At 64.9% G+C, this 21925-nt stretch carries 15 protein-coding genes; 6 read left to right on the top strand and 9 right to left on the bottom strand.

Annotation, left to right across the window (positions count from 1 at the left end):
- Window positions 1–78 precede the first annotated feature (78 nt).
- Window positions 79–1389 carry a PQQ-binding-like beta-propeller repeat protein gene (locus OXT71_19055; GenBank protein ID MDE2928487.1) on the top strand — a complete coding sequence of 437 codons (1311 nt, stop codon included), beginning with the start codon at window positions 79–81 and terminating at the stop codon, window positions 1387–1389.
- A 15-nt stretch (window positions 1390–1404) separates the two neighbouring features.
- Here the strand turns inward: OXT71_19055 and OXT71_19060 are convergent, their stop codons facing one another.
- Window positions 1405–2502: a DSD1 family PLP-dependent enzyme gene (locus OXT71_19060; protein ID MDE2928488.1), complete on the bottom strand. Its 1098-nt coding sequence runs from the start codon at window positions 2500–2502 to the stop codon at window positions 1405–1407.
- 181 nt (window positions 2503–2683) lie between these two features.
- Between OXT71_19060 and OXT71_19065 the strand changes: the two genes are divergently transcribed.
- Window positions 2684–3763 (top strand): hypothetical protein, encoded by a 1080-nt coding sequence (locus OXT71_19065; protein ID MDE2928489.1) that lies wholly within the window; start codon window positions 2684–2686, stop codon window positions 3761–3763.
- Between the two features lie 26 nt (window positions 3764–3789).
- Window positions 3790–4953 carry a sialidase family protein gene (locus OXT71_19070; GenBank protein MDE2928490.1) on the top strand — a complete coding sequence of 388 codons (1164 nt, stop codon included), beginning with the start codon at window positions 3790–3792 and terminating at the stop codon, window positions 4951–4953.
- A 33-nt stretch (window positions 4954–4986) separates the two neighbouring features.
- Here the strand turns inward: OXT71_19070 and OXT71_19075 are convergent, their stop codons facing one another.
- The 4 genes from OXT71_19075 to OXT71_19090 all read right to left on the bottom strand — a co-directional run bounded on the left by OXT71_19075 (window position 4987) and on the right by OXT71_19090 (window position 13875).
- Window positions 4987–6129 carry an aldo/keto reductase gene (locus OXT71_19075; protein MDE2928491.1) on the bottom strand — a complete coding sequence of 381 codons (1143 nt, stop codon included), beginning with the start codon at window positions 6127–6129 and terminating at the stop codon, window positions 4987–4989.
- A gap of 41 nt (window positions 6130–6170) precedes the next feature.
- Complete coding sequence (locus tag OXT71_19080; protein ID MDE2928492.1) at window positions 6171–7613, bottom strand: DUF1501 domain-containing protein; 1443 nt, start codon at window positions 7611–7613, stop codon at window positions 6171–6173.
- A gap of 156 nt (window positions 7614–7769) precedes the next feature.
- The gene (locus tag OXT71_19085; GenBank protein ID MDE2928493.1) at window positions 7770–10130 is read right to left on the bottom strand and encodes a PSD1 and planctomycete cytochrome C domain-containing protein; all 2361 of its coding nucleotides are present in this window, start codon (window positions 10128–10130) and stop codon (window positions 7770–7772) included.
- A 31-nt stretch (window positions 10131–10161) separates the two neighbouring features.
- Window positions 10162–13875, bottom strand: coding sequence for a carboxypeptidase-like regulatory domain-containing protein (locus OXT71_19090; protein ID MDE2928494.1), 3714 nt, complete (start codon window positions 13873–13875; stop codon window positions 10162–10164).
- A 291-nt stretch (window positions 13876–14166) separates the two neighbouring features.
- Here OXT71_19090 and OXT71_19095 point away from each other — a divergent pair, with 291 nt between their 5' ends.
- Window positions 14167–15687 (top strand): hypothetical protein, encoded by a 1521-nt coding sequence (locus tag OXT71_19095; protein MDE2928495.1) that lies wholly within the window; start codon window positions 14167–14169, stop codon window positions 15685–15687.
- Between the two features lie 203 nt (window positions 15688–15890).
- Complete coding sequence (locus OXT71_19100; GenBank protein MDE2928496.1) at window positions 15891–17528, top strand: SulP family inorganic anion transporter; 1638 nt, start codon at window positions 15891–15893, stop codon at window positions 17526–17528.
- Window positions 17529–17561: 33 nt separating this feature from the next.
- On the opposite strand, the gene OXT71_19105 is transcribed toward OXT71_19100, so the two are convergent.
- On the bottom strand, window positions 17562–17987 hold the full coding sequence (locus tag OXT71_19105) for a ferritin-like domain-containing protein (GenBank protein MDE2928497.1): 426 nt from the start codon (window positions 17985–17987) through the stop codon (window positions 17562–17564).
- A gap of 249 nt (window positions 17988–18236) precedes the next feature.
- Between OXT71_19105 and OXT71_19110 the strand changes: the two genes are divergently transcribed.
- Entirely contained in the window at window positions 18237–19019 is a 783-nt protein-coding gene (locus OXT71_19110) for an SDR family oxidoreductase (GenBank protein ID MDE2928498.1), read from the top strand.
- A gap of 57 nt (window positions 19020–19076) precedes the next feature.
- Here OXT71_19110 and OXT71_19115 read toward each other — a convergent pair whose 3' ends face one another.
- The 3 genes from OXT71_19115 to OXT71_19125 are packed head-to-tail and all read right to left on the bottom strand — an operon-like array spanning window position 19077 to window position 21900.
- Window positions 19077–20147 carry an iron ABC transporter permease gene (locus tag OXT71_19115; GenBank protein ID MDE2928499.1) on the bottom strand — a complete coding sequence of 357 codons (1071 nt, stop codon included), beginning with the start codon at window positions 20145–20147 and terminating at the stop codon, window positions 19077–19079.
- Window positions 20144–21007 carry an ABC transporter ATP-binding protein gene (locus OXT71_19120; protein MDE2928500.1) on the bottom strand — a complete coding sequence of 288 codons (864 nt, stop codon included), beginning with the start codon at window positions 21005–21007 and terminating at the stop codon, window positions 20144–20146. Before OXT71_19120 ends, OXT71_19115 begins: the two co-directional genes overlap by 4 nt.
- Complete coding sequence (locus OXT71_19125) at window positions 21004–21900, bottom strand: helical backbone metal receptor (GenBank protein ID MDE2928501.1); 897 nt, start codon at window positions 21898–21900, stop codon at window positions 21004–21006. The genes OXT71_19120 and OXT71_19125 overlap by 4 nt, the downstream gene beginning before the upstream one ends.
- Window positions 21901–21925 lie beyond the last annotated feature (25 nt).

Genomic DNA, 21925 nt, shown 5'->3' on the forward strand with positions numbered 1-21925 from the left:
GCCGAACGCCGTGACGCCTCGTGCCGCGGGCTGTTATGATGCAAGTGTTCCGATCCAACGACTTCGGAGTTCAAAACCATGAAATATCTGCCTTCCCTGGTGCTGATTCTCTCCACCGCTGTCCCCCTCCACTCCGGCAACTGGCCTCACTTCCGGGGTCCGAGCTACAACGGATCGACGCCTGAGCAGGCCCTGCCCACTCAGTGGTCGCCGACCGAGAACATCGCTTGGCGCGCCGCCCTGCCCGGACCCAGCGCGGCCACGCCCGCCGTCTGGGAGGATCACGTCTTCGTTTCCAGCACGGACCCGAATGCCGATTCGCTGAAAGCCCTCTGCTTTGACCGGACCAGCGGCAAGCTGCTCTGGCAACGGGAAGTCTCCACGGGAATCAGCCGGGACACCCGGAGCGATTACGCGTCGCCGTCGCCCGCCACCGACGGCAACGTGGTCGTCTTCTTCTATGGCAACGGAGAAATGGCGGCGTTCGACTTTTCGGGGCATCAGCTCTGGCGCCGGCACATCGGGCATGACTACGGCGAATTCGCGTTCTTCTGGACCTTCTCCTCCAGCCCCCTGATCTTCGACGGGAAGCTCTACCTCCAGGTACTGCAGCGCGACGTCCCCATCGAGGGACGCGGCTTGAAGGACCGCAAGAACCGGTCTTACATCCTGGCCATGAAACCGGAGACCGGCGAGACCTTGTGGCGCAGCTTCCGCCCCAGCCAGGCGGTGGCCGAATCCCGCGAGGCCTTCACCACCCCGGTCCCCTTCGTTCACAACGGGCGGCGCGAGCTGCTGGTGGTGGGAGGCGACGACCTCAGCGGCCACGACCTGGAGACCGGAAAGGAGCTGTGGCGCTGGGGAACCTGGAATCCCACGCGCATCCGGCACTGGCGCCTGGTTCCCTCCCCCGTGGCCAACGAGGACGTGATCCTGGCCTGCGCCCCCAAGCGGGACCCCATCTACGCCATCAAGACGGGCGGGGTCGGACGGCTGGACGACAGCTCCATCGCCTGGGTCAGCAAGGACGTCCGGGCGGTGACCTCAGACGTGCCCACTCCCGCCTACTACGACGGAGACTTCTTCGTCCTGAGCGACGTGCGGAAGTCCCTCTCGCGAGTCGAACCCAAGACGGGCAAGGTGAAGTGGACGATTCAGACGCCGGGACGCAGCAAGTACGAGGCTTCGCCCCTGGCCGGCGACGGCAAGCTCTACCTGATCAATTTCGACGGGGACGTGGTGATCGTGGACGCTGCGGACGGTGAAATCCTCAACAACATCGCCATGGGCGACGCGGAAGAAGCCCCGGTCCGCTCCACCGTGATCGCAGCCCAGGGGCAACTGTTCGTCCGGACCAACAACACCCTGTTCTGCATCGGCAGGAACTGATCGGACTCCGGCCGATTACTGGAGTTTCCCCCGGCCCACCAGCGGCCAGACCGTCTCCACGCGACCGCTGCGGATTCCGTACAGGACATCGTGCAGGAACACCGTCGAGTCCGAGTATCCGGGGATGATCTCGATCTTGTCCCCCACCCGGGGCGATTCGCCGGGCTCGGCCAACCGGATGATTCCGTGCTCCGCTGACATCACGAACTCCTTGGCATCGATCCCTCCCAGGACCTCGGGATCCGCGTCGACCCGGCCCATGGTCTTGAATCCCGCGTCGCAGATGATGCGGGAGGGGTGGGGCCGGCTGGTCACGGTGGACAGGATCGTCAGTGCGAACTCGTGTTCCACGCCGAACTGGCGGCGGTAGGAGATGTCGCAGTAGATGCCGCCACCGGCCTCGATCTCCGTGACGCCGGGAACGAAAGCGCTGATCCAGTAGGTCCCGGTGCCGCCGCAACTGACGATCTCCACCGGAATCCCCGAATCCCGGATGGCCTGGGCCGTGCCCGTCAGCTTCCCCAACGCCTCCTCGATCATCCGTTTCTTCTTGCCCATGTCCGGTTCGAACAGCGCATGGGCCTCCCAGGTCTGCAATCCGGCGAAGCGGACGTGCCGCAACCGGGCGATCCGGCGGGCCAGGGAGATGGTGGGTTCTCCCGGCAGGACTCCGGCGCGCTGCATTCCCACGTCCACCTCGATCAGGACCCGGGGACGAACGCCCCTGGCTGCGGCGGCGCGGTCGATCTCCCGGACGTTTTCGAATTGGTCCACACAGACCATCACGTCGGCCCGGCGGCAGACGTCGACCAGACGGTCGATCTTCGTCGGACCCGCGATCTGGTTGGCCACCAGGATGTCGCGGATGCCGGCGTCGGCCATGACCTCCGCCTCCCCCAGCTTGGCGCAGGTGATGCCATGAGCCCCCGCTTCGAGGCACAGTTTCGCCAGGGCCGGCGTCTTCATGGCCTTGGTATGGGGCCGCCAGCCCACCTTGGCGTCGCGAATGATGGTCCCCGTCATGCGGCCGATGTTGCGCTGAAGTACATCCAGATCCACCATCAGGGCCGGCGTGTCCAGCGCCTCCCGGGGTTGTCCCACCAAACTATTCACGGGAAATTCCTCCTGCCTGAATTCCGCTTCGTCGGCCGCGGCAGCGAAAAGAGTCGCGTCAATCCCATCAGTTTACTACGGCGCAGTCCTGCGGCGGGCAGTTGGACAAGATTCATCGTGCGCGGCTTGGCATCCTGGCCCGGATGGACAGTCTCCGGACCGGAGAAGTAGAATTCCGGCCATGTCACGCCTGACTTTCATCGTTGCAATTATTCTGGCCCTCGGGACCATGCTCCCGGGCCAATCCGAAACCCGGCGTTACCTCTACATGAGCACACCGGACGGAGCTCAGGTGCAAGGCCGCTCCGGCACCGGAATCCTCATCTTCGATATCGACAACGGCCACAAGTTTGTCCGGAGGATCCACGTCCCCATCTTCCAGGAAGGGCTTCGAGGATTCACCGGAAGCCTGGTCAACCACGCCGTCTATTACTCCACGACCAACCATCGCTTGGGCGCTTTCGACCTGGAGACGGAGAAGATCGTGTGGGAGAACACCTTCGCGCCGGGATGTTGCGACCGTTCCTCCATCACCCTGGACGGCAAGAAGATCTACGCTCCCACCGGATTCTGGTACACGGAGGAAGACGCCGGCTTCGTGGTGATCAATGCCCGAAACGGGGAATTCATCAAGCGGATCCCCGTGGGCCCCAACGCCCACAACAGCATCGTGGGCCTGGACGGACGGCACGTCTTCCTGGGAACCCGGACCATGCTGACCATGTTCGACATTCGGGACGACAGCATCGTCCGCCAGATCCCCGACGTGGGCGAGTACATGATCTTTCCGTACACCGTCACCCGCGACCACAGCCTGGCCTTCGTCTGCCTGGGGAAGCACGTCGGGTTCGACGTGGTCGATCTGAAACAGGGCAAGCTCCTGCACCGGGTCTTCGCCGGCAAGGAGAAGATTCGCCATCGGACCCACGGCGCCGGTCTGACACCGGACCACAAGGAACTGTGGATCAGCGACCAGGCGGGCCGGAAGCTCTTCTACTTCGACGCCACCCAGATGCCGCCCCGGGAGATGGGTCACGTGAATCTCTCCATGGGAGGCCACGGCTGGGTCACCTTCAGCCTGGACGGCAAATACGCCTATTCCCACGCCCCCGACATCTTCGACGCCAGAACCAAGAAACGTGTGGGAGTCTTCAGGGACGAAAACGGCCGCCCCTTCGCCAGCTCCAAGTTCATCGAGGTGCACTTCCGGGACGGCAAGGTCGTCACCATGGGGAGCGAGTTCGGACTCGGCCGCCGTTAGTCCGCATTTTCCACCGGAGGTTCAGCATGAAACGACACTTCCGTGCCCGCACGCTCACCCGCCGCGGGATGGTGGGCTCGTCCCTCCTGGGGCTGGCCGGGATCGGAACGGCGAAGGCGCCAGCCTTTGGAGCACCGGCGCCGGCATCGGCCGAAAGCGGCGATACCGGCCACCTCGTCCACATGGACCGGGTGGAGCGCTTCGTCGCCATCGACAACAAGTGCGCCTGGCCCAACCTGACCCTCATGCCCGACGATTCCATCGTCGCCACCATCTTCGGGAGTCCCTGCCACGGCTTCTGCGACGGAGCCGCCGAGTGCTGGAGAAGCGTTGACGGAGGCCGCATGTGGAGCTTCGTGAGCGTCCCGGCCCCCAACGAACCGGGGACCAACCGGAAGGACCTGGCGGCCGGCCTCACGCCAAAGGGCTCCTTCGTGGTCCTCTGCAGCGGTTCCAAGGTGGCGCCTCCCGATCCGGTCACCAAGATGAGGCCCGTCCTGCAATCGGTGGTCTGCCGGTCCACCGACGGCCTCAGGACCTGGACCTGCCGGAGCAGCCTGGAACTGCCCCCCGGCGCGGATCACGTCATTCCCTTCGGCGACATCGTCGCCCTGCCCGACGGCCGCCTGGCCGTTACGGGCTACACGGGCGACCACATCCGGCACAATACGGCCTGGATCTTCTACAGCGACGACGACGGGCGCACCTGGGGCAACCCCCGCCCCATCGGCGTGGACGACTTCAACGAGTCGACCCTGCTCGTCACCGGCGGAACCCGGCTCCTGGCGGCCACCCGGACCCACCGGAACAGTCATACCCACATCTCGGTCTCGGAAGATGCCGGACAGACCTGGAAGCATCTGGGCCCCGCATCCCTTCCGGGGCAGATGCCGGCCAACCTCATCCGATTGCAGGACGGGGGGATCCTGCTCACCTATGGTTCCCGGCTGCGGGGAATGTTGGGGGTCTTCGCCCGGATCAGCCGCGACGAGGGCCTGACCTGGCGCGCGCCGCGAGTCCTCTTCAACACGACGGTGCGCCGGGCGAACACGCGGCCGGGGGGCGTCGACGGCGGCTACCCCTCCAGCGTGCAACTGAAGGACGGCACCATCGTCACCGCCTACTACTGCCAGCAGATCCCCATGCACCAGCGCTACCACATGGGTGTCGTCCGGTGGCGGGTCTCCTGAACTGCCGTTGAAGAAGCCGGGGCGGGGGCCGCCTTACGCCGGCGCCGGCCTTCCGGAGCGGTCGCCGAATCGGTGGGTGGCCGCCTGCTCCTGGATCATTCGGACGGCGTAGCCTGCCGCCGCAACGTTGAGCTTGTCCATGGCCGGGGCCGGCAGAGTCAACTGGGTCCCCTTGAGGTTTTCCTCGACGTGCTCCGGTTTTTCCGCGCCGGAGAGAACGCTGGCCACCTCGGAATGGGCGGCCACCCAGGCAACGCAGACCTGGGGCCGCGTGACCCCCAGCTCCCCTGCCACCTCGTCCAGGACCGTCACCACGTCCATGAGAGCGGATCCGTCAGGGACCTCCCGTCCCGGCACAAGGCTGCCCCCTCCCAAGGGGCTGAAGGCCATGAGTCCCAGGTTTCCGCGCCGAATCAAGGGGAACAGCCCGTCGACCATGAGGCTTCTGCGATCTCCGGCCACGATGGTGAAATAGTCCTGCAGCCCCGCCAAGGGAGCCGTGCCGGGTTGATTCCCCGATTCCAAGAGTTCCTCCACCTGCCTTGGCAGGTGATTGGAAACCCCCCAATAGCGGATCTTGCCCGACTCGACCAGGGCGGTCATGGCGGCGGCGATCTCTTCCATATGAGCCCGCGTCGGAGCATCCCGGCCCGGCTTCTCGTCATGAAAGGAGGGAGTCTTCCGGTCTGCGGCGTGGAGGAAATAGAGATCGATGTAGTCGGTTCCCAGGCGCTTGAGACTGCCTTCCACCCGGGTTCTCAGGATCGGCTCGGTGACGGCGATCCTCTCACCATCGACGCGCGGATTGGCCTTGGTGGAGATCACCACCTCGTGCCGGCGGCCCGCAATTCCGTGGCCCAGGGCGATCTCCGACTCGCCCGACCCATAGGCCTCGGCCGTATCGAAGAAGTTGATCCCCACGTCGATGCAGTGGCTCAAGAAATCGTGGGCCTCTTTGCTGTCCCCCCGTCGGGAGAGATGGCTCCGGAACGCGGTTCCCTGGCACAGCCGGGAGACCCACAGGTCGGTGTGTCCGAACCTCACCAGGTGGGAGGGACGTTCCGGACCGGCGTCCGGCGGCGGCGCGCACCCGGCCTTGGATAGGCCCAGGGCGGCCGTTCCGGCGGCGGCTCCCAGAGTCTTGAGAAAGTTCCTGCGATCCGTGTCAGCGACCATTGTCAACTCCGTGGGAAAACCGCGGCGGCCGCCGCGGGCGCTCAAGCGATGATGTCGTGGACCACCTTCCCGTGCACGTCGGTCAGGCGGAAATCCCGGCCCGAATAGCGGTAGGTGAGCCGTTCGTGGTCGATGCCCATGAGGTGGAGGATGGTGGCGTGCAGGTCATGGACGTGCACCCGGTTCTCCACCGCCGTGAGCCCGAACTGGTCGGTGGCGCCGTAGCTGAAGCCTCCCTTGACGCCGCCGCCGGCCATCCAGACGGTGAAGCCGTAGTGGTCGTGGTCCCTTCCTTTTTGCCCCTCCGACGTGGGCGCCCGGCCGAACTCTCCGCCCCAGATCACCAGTGTCTCGTCCAGCATGCCCCGCTGTTTCAGATCTTTGATCAGGGCCGCGATCCCCCGGTCGCAGGCATCGGCCAGCTTCTTGTGACCACCGGCGATGTCGCTGTGCCCCGTATCCCACGCGATGTCGTAGTGGTCGATGGAGTGGGAGATCTGAACCATCCGCACTCCCCGCTCCACCAGGCGCCGGGCCAGCAGGCAGCCCTTGGCATACTCGGTGTCGCCGTAGAGTTCCCGAGTGGCCTTGCTCTCCTGGGAGAGGTCGAACGCCTCCGGGGCGGCAAACTGCATCCGAAAGGCCATCTCCATGGCCTGGATGCTGCTCTCCAGGTTCTGGTCCCGTTGCTGCCGCTCCAGGTCGAGCCGGTTGAGGCGGGTCAGGAGATCGACCTGCTGGCGCTGCTCGGTCCGGGGCAGCCAGTTGTTCTTGAGGTCCCTCAAGATGCGGTCCGGCTTCATCTCGTGCAGGTTCACGTAGGTTCCGGCATACGCCCCGGGGAGGAAGGAGTTCCCCCAGTTCGCCAGCTTTCCGCGCGGCTGGCCCCGGGGGCTCATGGCCACGAACCCGGGAAGATCCTGGTTGTCGGAACCCAGTCCGTAGACCAGCCAGGAACCCATGCTGGGCCGGCTGGGCTGCAGGTGGCCCAGATTCATCATCAGGATGGCCCCGGCGTGCTCCGGTATGTTCGTGTGCATGGAGTGAATGAAGCAGATGTCGTCGACGCACTCGCCCACGCGCGGGAAAATGTCGCTGACCCACTTGCCGCACTCGCCATACCGCTTGAATCCGAAAGGCGACGGAAAGAGCCCGTTCTTGGTGTTCCGAAGGGATTTCCGGTCCACGATGGCGGGACGCTGTCCCTGGTACTTCCGGATCTCCGGCTTGTAGTCGAAGGTGTCCACCTGGGAGGGCCCGCCCGGCATGAAGAGCTGGATCACGTGCTTGGCCCGGGGAGCGAAATGGGGCGCCCTGGGCGCCAGCGGCGAACCCGTTGCCGAGAGCGGCGCTCCCGAATCCCCGGTCCCCAGAACACGCTCGTCAGCCAGGACGCCCGCCAGACCCAGGACGCCGAATCCCGCACCCAGCCGGTGCAGCATGTCGCGGCGGTCCAACGGCGGAGGGTGCGGCGGGTGAAACATGGCTTCAATCTCCTGAAAACTTTGAGTTTATTGTCTCACGATCTCGCTGACATCGGAAGGGGCGTCGTAACCACGCAGCCACGGCCTGAATCAACTGCAACGAAGTAAGAACGTTTCAAAAGGAGAGATTGTCGCTGAAGGACACTCGGCGAGAGGCTACCGCACGTACATGAACTCGTTGGAGCTCATGAGGACCTGGCCGTAGCGCTCCCAGGGAGTCAGTTCGGAACCGGACGGGGAATCGGATTGCAAGAACCGGAGGCCCATGAGGGTTTCCTCCTCGGTCGGGAACCGGCTGAACAGGAGCCGGTAGGCACGGCCGATTCTCTCCGAGTCATCGGCGGACTCGCTCTCGAGCCTTTTGGAGAGCGCCTTGGCCCGATCCACCATGAAGGGGCTGTTCATCAGGAAAAGAAACTGTTGCGGGACGATGCTGGCGCTCCGCTCAGGAACGGTGGCCCTCATGATGGGGAAATCGAAGAGCCGCAGGAACTGGTCGGAACCGGACTGGTCGCCGTTGCGGCTGACCTTGGCGTAGAGCGTGCGCCGATTGCTGCCGGTGATGTCGTCCACCGGCGGGCCGCCCATCTCCAGGTCCAACTCCCGGGTCACGGCCAGCAGGGAATCCCGCCACGATTCCACGTCCATTCTGCGGGGGTTCATGCGCCAGAGCAGCTCGTTGTCGCTGTCGACGGCGAAGGCCCGGGCATCGAACCGGCTGCTCATCTGATAGGAGGCCGAGGTCATGATCAGCCGGTGCAGCGACTTGATCGACCAATTCGACTCCATGAAGCTGGCAGCCAGCCAGTCCAGCATCTTCCCATGGGTCGGATTCCGGCCCAGCGTCCCGAAGTTGCCGGGCGACCGGACCAGCGCCTTGCCGAAATGATGCATCCAGACCCGATTGACCATCACCCGCGCCGTCAGCGGATTGGACGAACTGGCCACGGCCTCGGCCAGCTCGACCCGCCCGCTCCCCTGGTTGAACCGGGGTGTGCCGGTCCCGGACAGGACCTTCAGGAAACGCCGCGGCGCCATATCCCCCGGTGTTCGCAGGTTGCCCCGAACCGCCAGAGGCATGTCCTGATTCCCCGCCTCGGCCAGAACCTGGAGGAAATCGTACTTGGCCGGCGCCTCCTCCTTGAGCTTCTCGACCTCCGCCTTCAACTGCTTGATCAGCTCTTTCTCTTCGGGCGACAGCTCCCTCATCTCCTCCCGGGCCAGAGCCCCGAGGTCCCCCTGTTTTTTCTGCAGCGCCTTGATCTTCTCCTGGTGGGCCTCATAGGCATCGACCACCCCCTCCGGGACCAGGGGCAGCTCACTGGTCACGGTGTTGTCGAAGATGCCGGCCAGGGAGTAGTAGTCCTGCTGGGGAATGGGATCGAACTTGTGGTCGTGACAGCGGGCGCAGGAAACCGTGACCGCCATGAAGCCGCGAGTCAGAGTGTCGATCCGGTCGTCCAGGGTCTCGCCCCGGGCTTGGGCCACGCTGTCGGGGTCGCCGCCGTCGGACGTATAGTACGGTCCCAGGGCGAAGAATCCGGTGGCCACGGCATCCCCGGTTTCCCCTACCAGGTCGCCGCTGATCTGGAGCTTGACGAAACGGTCGTAGGGCAGGTCGTGGTTGAAGGCGGAGACGACCCAGTCCCGGTAGCGCCAGGCTTGGGTCAGTTCCCGGTTCCGCCGATCCAGGAATCCGCCGAACCCGTCGCTGTACCGCGCCACGTCCAGCCAATGGCGGGCCCAACGTTCGCCGTAGCGGACGGAGCCCAGAAGCTCGGTGATCTTCTGATCGACGGCTCCTCGCCGGTCCCGGCCAAACGCGCTCACGAATTCAGCCACCTCGTCCGGCGTGGGCGGCAGACCGACCAGATCCAGGTGCATCCTTCGGACCAGGGTGCGGGAGTCCGCCGCCGGAGCCGGCTCCAGTCCCGCCGATTCCAGTTTCGCCAGCACGAAGGAGTCGATGGGATTCCGAATCCAGGACTCCGCCGGCATCTTGGGAGGCGCCGGCTTTCGGACCGGTTCCCAGGCCCAGTGGCCGGCGCGGATCTTTTCCCAGTCCGGCTCATCCCCTTCGGCCACCGGCGGGGATGCGGCCGCCTGTGCCTCGGGCCAGGGCGCGCCCAGCCGGACCCACTCCACCAGGTCGGCGACTTCCCGCTCCTTGAGCCTGCCTCCGGGCGGCATCTGAATCGGCTCCCCCCGCACCGCTTGGATCAGCAGACTCTCGTCGGGCCGGTGCGGAACGATGGCGGGTCCGCGATTGCCGCCCTTCAAGAGTTCCGCACGCCCGTCGACCTTCAGATTTCCCTGGGGTTGTTCGATGGCGTCTCCGTGGCAGGCGAAGCAGTGCTTCGCCAGGAGGGGGCGCACCCGGCGCTCGAAAAACTCGATCCGGGCCGATTCTTCGGTCTGGGCGGCCAGTTGATCACCCCAGCCGAACCACCAGGTCGAGAGGACGGAACAGACCAACAGGGACCGGATCCGGGAATGGCTCTCCATGACCGGGGACATTTTACCATTCGCCGGCTTCGATGTGCCTATGCTAAAACTCGTAGCGCAGGCCGAACTGCATCACCCGCGGTGGAATCATCACCGAAGAGTAGTTCCCGAAGCTCCCCGGAAAAGTGAAGGAGAGAGTCTCCCAGACGTCGGCGTTGAACCGGACGCTGTTGGTCAGGTTGAAGGCCTCGGCCCGAAACTGAATGCTTTGACCCTCGAACGGCAGGGGAAAACGCTTTCCGATGGCCATGTCGATGGAGAATATTCCATCGCCGCGCAGATTGTTGCGCTGCCCGACTTCGCCGGGCAGGACCTGTCTGAAAGACGCCAGGGCCGCCGCCGGATCGCTGAATACATTGGGTCCGCTGCCCCCTCCGATCAGCCTCGCGTTCTTGGTGTTCGTCTGCTCCGGTAGCGCTCCGTCGACTTCCGCGAAGTGCTGATAGCAATAACAGGTCGGCCACGCCAAGCCGTTCAGCACGCTCAGCGGCAGGCCCGACGTCAGGCGCATCAGGCCGCTGACCTGCCAGCCGCCGAGCACAGCCTGTCCCGCCGGCCCCAGGTCGGGAAGCAGGGCCTTCCCTTGGCCGATGGGCAACTCGGCCACCCAGTTGGCGTTCCATTGGTGGCGCATGTCGAAGTCGGAAACGGCCCGCTGCGACTCCCGGTCCCAGGAGTTGATGACGCTGAACGCAGACCAGTAGGTGTCTCCCGGAATCTGACCGAACCGTTCACCGACGCCGCGGCGCGCGCCGACGGAGACCAGGTCCATGGACTTGGACAAGGTGTAGTTCAGGTGGAATTGGAACCCGCTGGAGAAGGCTTTGCGCAGCGACACCTGCATCGAGTGGTAGGTCGAGGTCCCGAAAGACCGGAGCGCGTCGAAGGCCCAGAACTGGGGATTCATGAACGCGCCCGCCCCCAGATCGCTGCAGAACGGGGCGCAGGCGTAGTCAATGTAGTACATGGCCGTTCCGGTGTCGGGACTGCTGGCCCGGATGACGTCGTAGACGGCTTGAGTCGCGGATACGTCCGCGGTAGCCGCGCCGGAATAGAGGTTTTCAAAGAACGGAATTGCCGGCACGGACTCGGTCGGCGTTCCGCGCCGGACCATGAGTTCCAGATCCTGGAGCGCATCCAGCAGATACGCGCCGGACACCGGGTCCTTGAAGTTGACGTACTGGGCCGAGGCAGTGTCGTTGACCAGCAGTCTGCGGCCCAACCGGCCCACATAGCCGACCTCGAGCAGAAATCCTCCGTCGAACTCGCGGGCCAGAGAAAAGGTGGGGTTGATGGTGTAGGGGGGCCGCACGCTGGAGTCGACTCCCTGGCTCCATCCGAGTCCGGTCGGGTTCGGCGTGCCGGGCCCTCCCGGCGGCGGAGGCAGAATCCCTGCCGCAGGGGGAGTGGAAAGACCGGTGAAGCGAGGCGAACCCGCCACCGTGGCGATCTGGTTGGTCACCTTGCTGGTGAGGCCGAACGCGTTCCGGTCCAGCATCTGCATGATGCCCATCCCGAAGCTGCTGTAGAAGATGCCCGCCCCGGCCCGGATCGATGTCCGGCCCAGGCCGCCGAACAGCTTGCCCAGAAAACCGTCGGCAAAGTCCGGGGAGTAGGCCACGGCAAGCCGGGGGGAGAAATTCTTGTAGTGGGTGGTCCACAGCGGGCCGCCTCGCGGGTCGTCCGCCGGCACGAAGCCGATGGCCCCGGCGTCGCGGGTGGGCCGGCCGTTGGCCGCCAGGTCCAGACGGCGCGCAATGTACTCGTCGAGACCCGGGGTGATGCTCACCTGCAGTCCATTCACTTCCCGCACCGGCGGCATCATCGACCAACGCAGGCCGGCCGTGACCGTCAAGCCGGGTTTTACGCGCCAGATGTCCTGCGCATAGAGTTCAAACTGCTCCGCTCCGAAAGTCCGGCTGACGGGCTCTCCGAAGGGCAACGGATTGCCTTGCAGGTCGTAGTTGTAATTTGCGTCGAAGAAGTTGAGGACCCCGAGAGCGGTCGCCATGGTCTCCCGGTAGACACCGGGGTTGGCGGGGGCCGCGGGAAGCGGCGTGTCGAATACGGCGGGGCCGTCGGCGAACGCCCAGGCAGCCTGTTTCGCGAAGTGAAAGCTGTTGCCGTAGCTCTCACGTTGGTTCCGGACCGAGAACAGCACCCCGCCGAACTGGAGGGTGTGCGAACCGCGGATCACCGAGAAGTCCGCCCCGGCGGTCTGCGTCGGCAAGTAGCTGTCCCGGGGTGTCGTCGACCCCTCGATATCGTCGATGATGCTGTCTCCGATACTTGCCCGGGATGCCGACTGGACTCCCGAAAAGTTCAACTTCTGGCCAGTGAAGCCATAGCGGAAGGTGCCGATGACGTTGGGTCCGAAGGAACCGTCGTACCCGACCGCAAACCCGCGGCTGGTGTCCGCCGTCTCCGTGTTCGGAGGCTGGCCGGGAAACTGGGGCAGACTGGTGATCCGGTCGTTCTGATAGTTGAAGCGCAGGAACATGCGGTGTGACCCGGTTCCATCCGCGTTCCAATCCAGCTTCGAGATGAGCGTGTTCCAGACCAGGGGTGTCGAGGCCGTGAACCGGTACCCGGCCGTGTTGAGACCATCTCCGACGGTGGTGTCGTTAGGCTCGGGAAAGGACCTGAAATAGTCGAGCGTGGCCGAATTGGGACCGGTCCCCAGCGGATCGATCCTGGTGCGGATGAACTCCGGGCTGAGGGTCTGGACCTCCCCGCCGACGGTCTTGTACCGGACGATTCCGTTACGCATGGAGGCCGTCGGCACCCGCCGCACCGCGCTGCCCTCGCTGGCGTCCCGGCGGCCTTCGTAATTGAGGAAGTAGAAGAATCGATCCTTTTTGATGGGCCCTCCGACAGAGGCGCCGAAGACGTTCCGAATGAGCTTCGGACGATCGACGCCGGCCCGGTTGTTGAAGAAATCGTTCGCCGCCGTGACCGTGTTCCGGTGGTATTCATAGAGCGACCCGTGGATGTCGTTGGTCCCGCTCTTGGTCACCAGCGACACTTGCGCTCCTGACGAGCGGCCCTGGTCGGCGTTCGCCGTGGTCGTCACCACCCGGAATTCCTGGATCGAATCCAACGTGTTGCGAAGGACGCTGGTAAAGGGCAGGCGGCCGTTCTGGTCGTTTACGTCGACCCCGTCAAGCGTGACGTTCGACTGGTCGCTCTGAGCTCCGTTGACGGTTCCGTTCCGGATGTCTCCCGACAATTGGGCGTCCAGCGGGTCCGCGGTCAGGAACGTGACCCCGGCTTGCAGCGAAAGCAGCCCGGCCGGATTTCGCGCATTGAGCGGCAACTGTCCGATCGGCTTGGTTCCGAACGCATTCCCGACCGACGCATCGGTGGTGTTGAGTTGTCTGGCCGCGGCGGAGACCGTGACGGACTCGGTGAGCGCCTCGACGGCGAAATTCACGGGAATCTCGAGGTTGGTGTTGACGAGCAACATGATGTCTTCAACGGTCACCGGATTGAAGCCCGGCTGTATCGCCGACAGCGTGTAGGAGCCGGGAGGGAGCTGCGGAAAGACGTAAAGTCCCTCATCGGTGGAGATGACCGTTCGCTGGAGCCCGTTGGCCTCGTTCACGATCGAAATCTCGACGCCGGGAAGCACGCCGCCGGTCTCGTCGGTGACGACTCCGCTCAGACTGCTCGATTGAGCGTGGGAATAGGGCATGGCGAGGAGGATCGCCACCACTAGGGCCGGGAAGAGTAAGTAGACGGATACCGATTTCATCATGTGGAATCTCCCTGGGCAATCTGAGGAAGGGATCTTGAACCCCCGCGGAACTGCCGGCCCCTCAGTTGATTCGAATTGTGAAATGCGCGACATGAATTGTGACTCGATGTACACACAAGGATATCAGACCTTCTCCGACGCCACACCTCACGACGACCCTGGCCACGCGGGTCGGCTCGACGCAGGTGAGAGTCCGCTCCTCATCGCGGCTTTGCAATAGGGGACACGCTGTACGATGATGAAATCCGCTGGCCGTCGTGACCCTTTCGACTTGGTAACCGAGGACGACCGTTGTCCCTGAGACTGGTGAGATCCTATCCCAAGCTGCTCCTCTTGATATTGGCGGGCGCCGGCCTCCGCGCCGCACCCGAGACCATCGACGTGGGTTCCCGCAAGCAACTGTTCGTGGATGAACGTTTCATCGAATCGAGTCACGGAGTCCGGCTCACCATGAACCCTCCCTGGCAGGATCGGAGAATCCTCCTGAAGCCGGACCAGACCTGGGAAGGCCCCGGCCGGGGCGGCTCCATCGGCCTCTACTCCAGCGTGCTCAGGGAAAACGGAAAGACTCGCCTCTGGTACGACCAGCGCCAATACGGCGAAGACCGCTTTCCGGACGTGTTGAGAGTCTGCTACGCCGAGTCCGAAGACGGATTGTCGTTCGTCAAACCACGGCTGGGACTTCACGATTCGGGCGGGTCCCGCCAGAACAATATCGTGATCCCCGGCAAGGTCGGTGGCTCGTCCGTCTGGATCGATCCCTACGCTCCGCCGGAACACCGGTACAAGACGCAAGCCAAGGTCTACCCGTCCGCCGAACTCCATCTTCACACCTCGCCGGACGGCATTCGATGGAAGCTGTTTGCCAAGTTGGATCCGGGTCCAGGCGGCTGGGACACCCAGAGCATCATCTTCTGGGATCCGCCGTCGTCGCGTTACCTTCTGTTCACCCGGTACTGGACCCAGTTCGACGACCGGAACCGGAATTTTCGTTCGGTCCGCCGGCTGGAATCCCCGGATCTCCTCCATTGGACCAATCAGAGCATCGTGGTGGGGCCCGACGCTGTCGACCGGGCGACCCATGCCACGCCCACGGGCCAGCCGCCGGTGGACTACTACGGCGCCGACGTCTTCCGGTACGAAGAAGCGGATCAGGTCTACGTCATGCTGGCTCAAGCCTTCTGGCACTGGAAACCGAGGCCTCCCGTGTCCGGACTGGGTCCCAGCGCCATGGACGTGCGCCTATTGGTGAGCCGGGACGGGAAACAATTCCGGAGGGTCGGCAACAGGGAGGCATTCCTTCGGATGGGTCCGCCTGGAGGCTTTGACTCGGCCCGGGTCTGGGCCCTGCCCCACCCCGTCCGCATGGGCGACGAATTGTGGATCTATTACAACGGGTCCAACCGGGACCATGACTCCCAGTTGGATTCCGAGTCTTCCAGTCACCGGACCGGCATCAGCCGCGCAGTACTCCGGTTGGACGGCTTCGTTTCGGTCGACGCGCCGTACGAAGGCGGCCAATTCACGACGCCTCCGATCCGCTTCGGTGGATCTCAACTGGAACTGAACCTGGACACGGGAGGCGGAGGCGAAGCCCGGGTGGAGGTCCTGGATCAAACGGGGCAGCCCGTACCAGGATTCTCGCGGGACGAGGCTCTGCCCTTGAATGGGAACTCGGTCCGCCTTCCCGTACGCTGGAAGGGGGAGCCGGACTTGAAGAAGCTGGCGGGGGAATCGGTTCGGCTCCGGTTCCACCTCCAGGACTGCAAGCTCTATGCTTTTCAGTTCAAGGAGATGGACGGACCGAATTGATGTTCAGGGGTGACACCGATGCCGTTGGGCCGGCCCTGCAAGCGCTCTCCGACTTTCGGCGCGTCCCGAAGAAGCAGATCGTCTCGAACCTGGACGAAGCACGGCGGGTGGCCGCGGATTCCGTCCATCATTGACACGGGCGCATCGAACCGGGATGCAGTATTCTTTCGCCCGTTCGATTTCCGTCCCGGACCTGACGCTTCATGACGAACCGGCGGCGCCAGAAGATCTACGGCCTGCAACGTTTCAGAGGGGATCTCTCCGGCGGATTCACCTCCGCAGTGGTGACGCTGCCGGTCGCCCTGGCATTGGGCGTGGCGTCGGGCCTGGGAGCGGCCGCCGGCGTGTACGGCGCAATCGCCGTCGGCTTTTTCGCGGCCTTGTTCGGCGGTACGCGGGCTCAACTGTCCGCGCCCACGGGTCCCACCACCGTTGCCCTGGCGGTCATCCTCGCCAGCCTTTCCGCCAACCTCACGGAAGCCTTGACCGTCATTGTTCTGGCCAGCCTGCTGCAAGTGCTCATGGGCGTCTCCGGAATCGGGCGATTCGTGGCCTACACGCCCTATGTGGTGGTCTCCGGATTCATGTCCGGCGTCGGCATCATCATGATCCTGATTCAGGTGTTGCCGTTCCTCGGCGCGCCGGCCGTACCGGGCGGGCCGCTGGATGCGATTCACGCGTTGCCCGAGGCGGTGGCAAATATCAACACCAGCGCTTTCGCCGCCGGTGTCCTGACTCTTGCGCTCGTATCGCTCTGGCCTCGTCGCCTGGCGAGAGTGATGCCCGCTCCCCTGGCGGCCCTGATCGCCGGCACTCTCGCAGGCGTTCTGTGGCTGAGCGAGGCTCCCGTCGTCGGGGACGTGCCGGCGGGACTGCCCGATCTGCATCTGGAATTGCCGTCCGCCGGTTTTCTGGCGCGGGCCCTGCAGCCGGCCATCATCCTGGCCCTGCTCGGCGCCGTGCACAGCCTCCTCACTTCGCTGGTTGCCGACTCACTCACCGGCGGACGTCATAACCCGAATCGGGAACTGGTGGGCCAGGGCATCGGCAACGTGGCTTCGGGACTCATCGGGGGCCTGCCCGGGGCCGGGACCACCATCGGGACGGCCGTCAACATCCGGGCCGGCGGCCGGACCCGGGCCTCGGGGGCTTTTTCCGCCATCGTCCTGCTGATGTTTCTGCTGGGCCTCGGCCAATTCGTCGAGCCGATTCCCCGCGCCGCGCTGGCCGGCCTCCTGATCAAGGTCGGCTGGGACATCATCGACTGGCACCTCCTGGCCCGGCTCCACCGCATCCGGCGCGAACACCTGGTGGTCATGATGATCACCTTGGGCCTGACGGTGTTGGTCGATCTCGTCACCGGAATCGCCATCGGACTGATCGCCGCCGCAATGGCCCACGCACGGCAGTTGGAACGCCTTGAGATGGACAGTGTCGTTTCCGTGCCGCTGCTGGACCAGGCGTTCTTCTCCAATCGACAGGACGAGTCCGGCGGCGACGTCCACCTGGCGCGCGTGGGTCTGTTGGCGCTCAGGGGAAGTTTCACCGTCGCCTCCTCCAACCGATTGGCCCGCGCCATCAGCGCCGACATCAGGGATCACGAGGTGGTCATTTTCGACTTCTCTCGAGCCACCTACCTCGATGACAGCGCGGCCATGTTGATCAAGAAGCTCATGGACATCGCCCGGGAAGAGCGGACCGAGTTCGTGGTGATGGGGCTTTCCGGCCCGGTTGCCGAAACTCTTCATGCCCTGGCCGTTTTGCGGCAGGTTCCCGCAAGCCAGTTCGTCGCGACACTGGACGAGGCGCGGCAGGCGGCCAAAGATCTTCTCGGCGGTTGAAACGGGCCGGCCGGCCGTGGCCATCCGGCGCTCTCAGAGAGGCCAATCGCGGAGGAGCCGCTCCGTCTCCTCCGAATGGGTGGTTTCGTCGCGCACCATGTCTTCGAGCTGGACCACCAATCCCTTGTCACCCAGTTCTTCGGCCTGCCGGGCCCGCTCCGTGTAGTCGCGCGTCGCCTGCCGCTCGGCCGCCAGGACCTGCTCGACCATCTGCCTGTTGGTGGCAGCCGCCGGGACCGGGCGGGGCACCGTGGTCGGCTCGCCGCCCAAGGCCACGATCTTGTTGGCCAGGTACTGGGCATGCAGCTGCTCGTCGGCCACTTCACCGAGAAAAAACTGAGACAACTGAGGCCTGTAGGGACCCGTCGTCTTGGCGGCGTAGGTCAGGTATTGAATGATCGCACCCAACTCTCCGGCCAAGTCTTCATTCAGATTCTCGATCATCTCCTGCTTGGTCATGTCCCGCTCCCTTCCTGCCTCACAGACCAGTCGTCGCTCCTCTATTCATGATACATCCGCGGTCGCCATGCTTGAGGCGACGGCGATGACTTCCCCCCTTTCCGCTTCGGTCTCCCGGGCCGGACGGCCTCCCTCTTCGCAGCACAGGTTCGCGGAACAAGGTACAGTTCTTCAGATGCCGTTCGACGGGACGGTTATTTCAGGCGGGAGCCGGACCTCTGGTCATCCCGCGGTTTGAAGGGTCTTGAAATGAATGAGAATCCAGGATCGGTTCCCATGGTCGTCGATCTCGAAGGGCGAACAGCGGTGGTCACCGGCGGCGGCACCGGCATCGGACGCGCCGTGTCCATCGGTCTCGCCCGTTGCGGAGCGTCGGTGGTGGTGAACTACAGCCGAAGCGCCCGGGAAGCCGCCGAGACGGTGGAGAAGATCGAGGAAGCGGGAGGACGGGCACTCGCCGTGCGGGCGGATGTGACCGACGAGCAACAGGTGGCGGATCTCATGACGGCCGCCGTGAACGCATTCAGCGGCCTGGACATCCTGGTGGCCAACGCCGGAGCCCCCGGTCAAGGCGGCCTGACCAGCGAGCTGACCGGGGAGCAGTGGGAGCATGATCTGGCCACCAACTGCCGGAGCGCCTTCTTCTGCGTCAAGCACGCCATGGCTCATCTGCCCGGCGGGCGGGGCCGCATCATCCTCACCGGCTCCATGAGCGCCCGCACGGGCGCCACGGCAGGCGCGCTGACCTACGTGGCCTCCAAAGCCGCCCTCGAAGGCATGACCCGCAACTGGGCCCAGGAATTCGGGCCCCGCGGCATCACCGTCAACACCGTCGCACCCGGCATCATCCGCACCCGCCTCCAGGCCCGGGCATCGGAGGAACGTTATCGATACCTGATCGGGCGGATTCCCCTGGGACGCGACGGACTGCCCGAGGACTGTGTCGGCGCCTATCTGTTGCTGGCCGGGGACGACGGGGCGTTCATCACCGGCCAGGTCATCGAGGTGGGCGGCGGAATGCTGGCGTCCTGAACGGCCCTCGTCCACTCGCGTCCCTGCCCCGCCGAGACTCGCGCTTGCGGCGGCACCTTACCGGCGGGAGCGAATCAGCAGGTAGAGGAACGTGGGGCCGCCCAGCAGGGCGGTCAGAACGCCCACCGGCAACTCCACTCCTCCCATGAGCCTGGACCGGACGATGCAGTCGCAGACGAGCAGGAACCCGCCCCCCACCAGGAGCGAAGCCGCCATCACCAGCCGCTGATCGGTTCCCACCAGGCGGCGGACCATGTGCGGCACGATCAGCCCCACGAATCCGATAGGCCCCACCGCCGAGACGATTCCGGCCACGGCCAGGGAGCCGAACACGAAGACCAGAAGCCGGACCCGGCGGACCGGCACGCCGCGACCCGCCGCGTAGTCATCGCCCAGAGCCAAGGGGTTGAGCCGGTGCGACAACCAGACGATCACGGCCACTCCCGGCAGAACAAAGGGGAGAATGCTCCAGAGATCGCTCCAGGTGTAAAGCGAGTTCAGACTCCCCATGAGCCAGTGGTCCAACACCTGCAGGTCATAAGGGTTCTCGGCCTGGTGACGCATCAGCAGGATGAGAGCGCCGCAGATCAGGTTCACCGTGACCCCGGCCAGCAGCAGGGTCGCCATGCTGAGGCGTCCGGCCAGTCTCGCGATGCCGTAGATCAGGAGGATGTCCAGGACCGCCGCCAGGTAGGCGGCCACCTGGATCGGCGAGAAGGGGCCCCAGGTGAGTCCCGACCCGAATCCGATGATGACGCAGAAGGCGCCGACGGCCGCCGCCGTCGAGACCCCCAGAGTCGACGGCGCTACCAGGGGATTGCGCAGGATCGCCTGCAGCGCCGCTCCGATCACTGCCAGTCCGGCGCCGGCAACGACCCCCATCCAGGACCGAAGAATGCGATTGGAGACGATGCTGCGCAGGACCTGATTCTGATCCCTTTCGGGCAGTTCCTCCGGCAAAGGGGACGTGAAACCGTGCCGGGAGATCAATTTCAGCCCCGACAGCGCGTCGACCTCTTCGGCTCCGAAGAACGGCGAGATGGCCAGAGCCGTGAACAAAAAGAGGAAGCACAACCCCACGGTTCCCAAGACCTGGCCCGTTCGACCCCCGGAGCCGTTCCTGGTCATTTCCGGATACCGCCGGGCTTGTCGGACCGGGAACCGGGCAGGACCACGGGAAGTCCGCTTCCGGCATCCCGCATGACCTCGACGTCGCTTCCGTAGGATTCCTCTATCAAGTCCTGGGTCAACACTTGCCGGGGCCGGCCCCGAGCGCGGATCCTCCGGTCCGAGAGCAGGTAGATCACGTCGGCGAAACGGGAGGCCAGATTCAGGTCGTGGGTGATGCAGAGAATGCCCCGGCCGGCACGGGCCAAGCGCCGGAGCCTCTGTGAGAACGTCGCCAGATGGTGGACGTCCAGCCCCTTCCCCGGTTCGTCCAGCAACAACAGCGAACTCTGCTGGGCCAGGACCCCCGCCAGGAGAACCGCCTGCTGCTCCCCGCCGCTGAGCGATTCGAACACCCGATTCCTCAGCTGCGCCACTCCCATTCGCTCCAGCGACTCCCCCACGATCTCCCGGTCCTGCTCACCAGGGAGAGTCCACCATCGCTGGTGGGGAAAGCGGCCCAGTAGGACCACCTCCTGCACAGTGTAACCCTCGGGAGGAAGGACTTCCTGGGGCAGATAGGCGACCGTCCGGGCCCGGGCCAGAAGTGACAGGCCGGCCAGGTCTTGCGAGCGTGTTCCAGGCCCCGCCTGGAGTTGGACGGTCCCCTGCGCCGGCTCCAGCAGACCGGCCAGGATCTTCATCAGAGTGCTTTTGCCGGCGCCGTTGGGACCGATGAGCATGGTGAGCGAACCCGGCTCGACCGAGAGTTGCACGTCCTCCAGCAACGGCTCCTGCCCGGCGTAACGAAACGCCACTCCCTGCGCCGTCAGTGAAAAAGAAGCGTCCAGTTTCCCCTCCTCTTCTGCTCTCCTACTCATTCCTCGCCGCCGTGGATGGCCCGGGCGATGAGCCGGGCCGCCTGGGGAAGGCGTGGACCCGAACGCATGAGAAAACTGCCGTTCAGCACCCGGACCCGTCCGTCGCGGACCGCCGGCAGCGTGGGGTGCATCCGCCATTCCGCCAGGAACCGGTTCTTCACCTCCTCCGGAAGATGGTCCCGTGAGTCCAGCACCAGGATGACCTGAGGACGGCGCACCAGAACCGTCTCCAGGCTCACCATGGGCCACGGTTTCTCCAAGTCGGCGGTGATGGAGCGCGAGCCCGCCAGTTCCACCAACCCGGTCAGGAAGGATCCCTTCCCCGCGGAGAACACCTGGTGGCTCTTGCTGCCCATCGCCACCAGGACGTCGAGACGGGGACGTCCGGAATAAAGTTGCCGGATTTCGTCCAACTCCCGCTTCAGGCGCGTGGCCACGGGCTCGCCGGCCCGGGGATTTCTCAGCGCATCGCCCAACCGGACCGGCGCTCGGAGCACGTCCCCGACCGATGTCGATTCCAGGGCCAGGAACCGGATTCCCTGCCGGCGAGCGATGCGCTCCAGCTTGAACCCCTTCCCCAGCGCCACGATCAGGTCGGGCCGGAGCGCCAGGATCTTCTCCACGTTCGGTTCGACCGCGGTCCCGACTACAGGCAAACGGCGTGCCTCGGCAGGGTGGTCGCAGTGGGGCGACACCCCGACGATCCGGTCCTGCAGACCCATGGCAAACAGGAACTCCACGATGCTGGGGCCGTAGGCGATGACTCGCCGGACGTCAGATTCCGGTGCCGAAGCGGGAGACGCGCTGTTCGGACGAGGTGCCTGCTCTTCCCGGCATCCTGCCAACAGCAATACGGGCAGGAGGATCCGCAGGGCTCGCCGGGCTCGATTCATCTGCACTTCTCAAGTCCATCCGCTG

It is taken from the genome of Acidobacteriota bacterium (genome assembly GCA_028874215.1).
In the GTDB taxonomy this organism is placed as follows: Bacteria; Acidobacteriota; UBA6911; order RPQK01; family JAJDTT01; genus JAJDTT01.

What these genes read in the sequence shown, in the direction of transcription:
- OXT71_19080 (MDE2928492.1), bottom strand. Translation starts at nt 7,613, where the DNA reads ATGTTTCACCCGCCGCACCCTCCGCCGTTGGACCGCCGCGACATGCTG.
- OXT71_19120 (MDE2928500.1), bottom strand. Translation starts at nt 21,007, where the DNA reads ATGAGTAGGAGAGCAGAAGAGGAGGGGAAACTGGACGCTTCTTTTTCA.
- OXT71_19070 (MDE2928490.1), top strand. Translation starts at nt 3,790, where the DNA reads ATGAAACGACACTTCCGTGCCCGCACGCTCACCCGCCGCGGGATGGTG.
- OXT71_19085 (MDE2928493.1), bottom strand. Translation starts at nt 10,130, where the DNA reads ATGTCCCCGGTCATGGAGAGCCATTCCCGGATCCGGTCCCTGTTGGTC.
- OXT71_19100 (MDE2928496.1), top strand. Translation starts at nt 15,891, where the DNA reads ATGACGAACCGGCGGCGCCAGAAGATCTACGGCCTGCAACGTTTCAGA.
- OXT71_19055 (MDE2928487.1), top strand. Translation starts at nt 79, where the DNA reads ATGAAATATCTGCCTTCCCTGGTGCTGATTCTCTCCACCGCTGTCCCC.
- OXT71_19110 (MDE2928498.1), top strand. Translation starts at nt 18,237, where the DNA reads ATGAATGAGAATCCAGGATCGGTTCCCATGGTCGTCGATCTCGAAGGG.
- OXT71_19105 (MDE2928497.1), bottom strand. Translation starts at nt 17,987, where the DNA reads ATGACCAAGCAGGAGATGATCGAGAATCTGAATGAAGACTTGGCCGGA.
- OXT71_19115 (MDE2928499.1), bottom strand. Translation starts at nt 20,147, where the DNA reads ATGACCAGGAACGGCTCCGGGGGTCGAACGGGCCAGGTCTTGGGAACC.
- OXT71_19075 (MDE2928491.1), bottom strand. Translation starts at nt 6,129, where the DNA reads ATGGTCGCTGACACGGATCGCAGGAACTTTCTCAAGACTCTGGGAGCC.
- OXT71_19065 (MDE2928489.1), top strand. Translation starts at nt 2,684, where the DNA reads ATGTCACGCCTGACTTTCATCGTTGCAATTATTCTGGCCCTCGGGACC.
- OXT71_19090 (MDE2928494.1), bottom strand. Translation starts at nt 13,875, where the DNA reads ATGATGAAATCGGTATCCGTCTACTTACTCTTCCCGGCCCTAGTGGTG.
- OXT71_19125 (MDE2928501.1), bottom strand. Translation starts at nt 21,900, where the DNA reads ATGAATCGAGCCCGGCGAGCCCTGCGGATCCTCCTGCCCGTATTGCTG.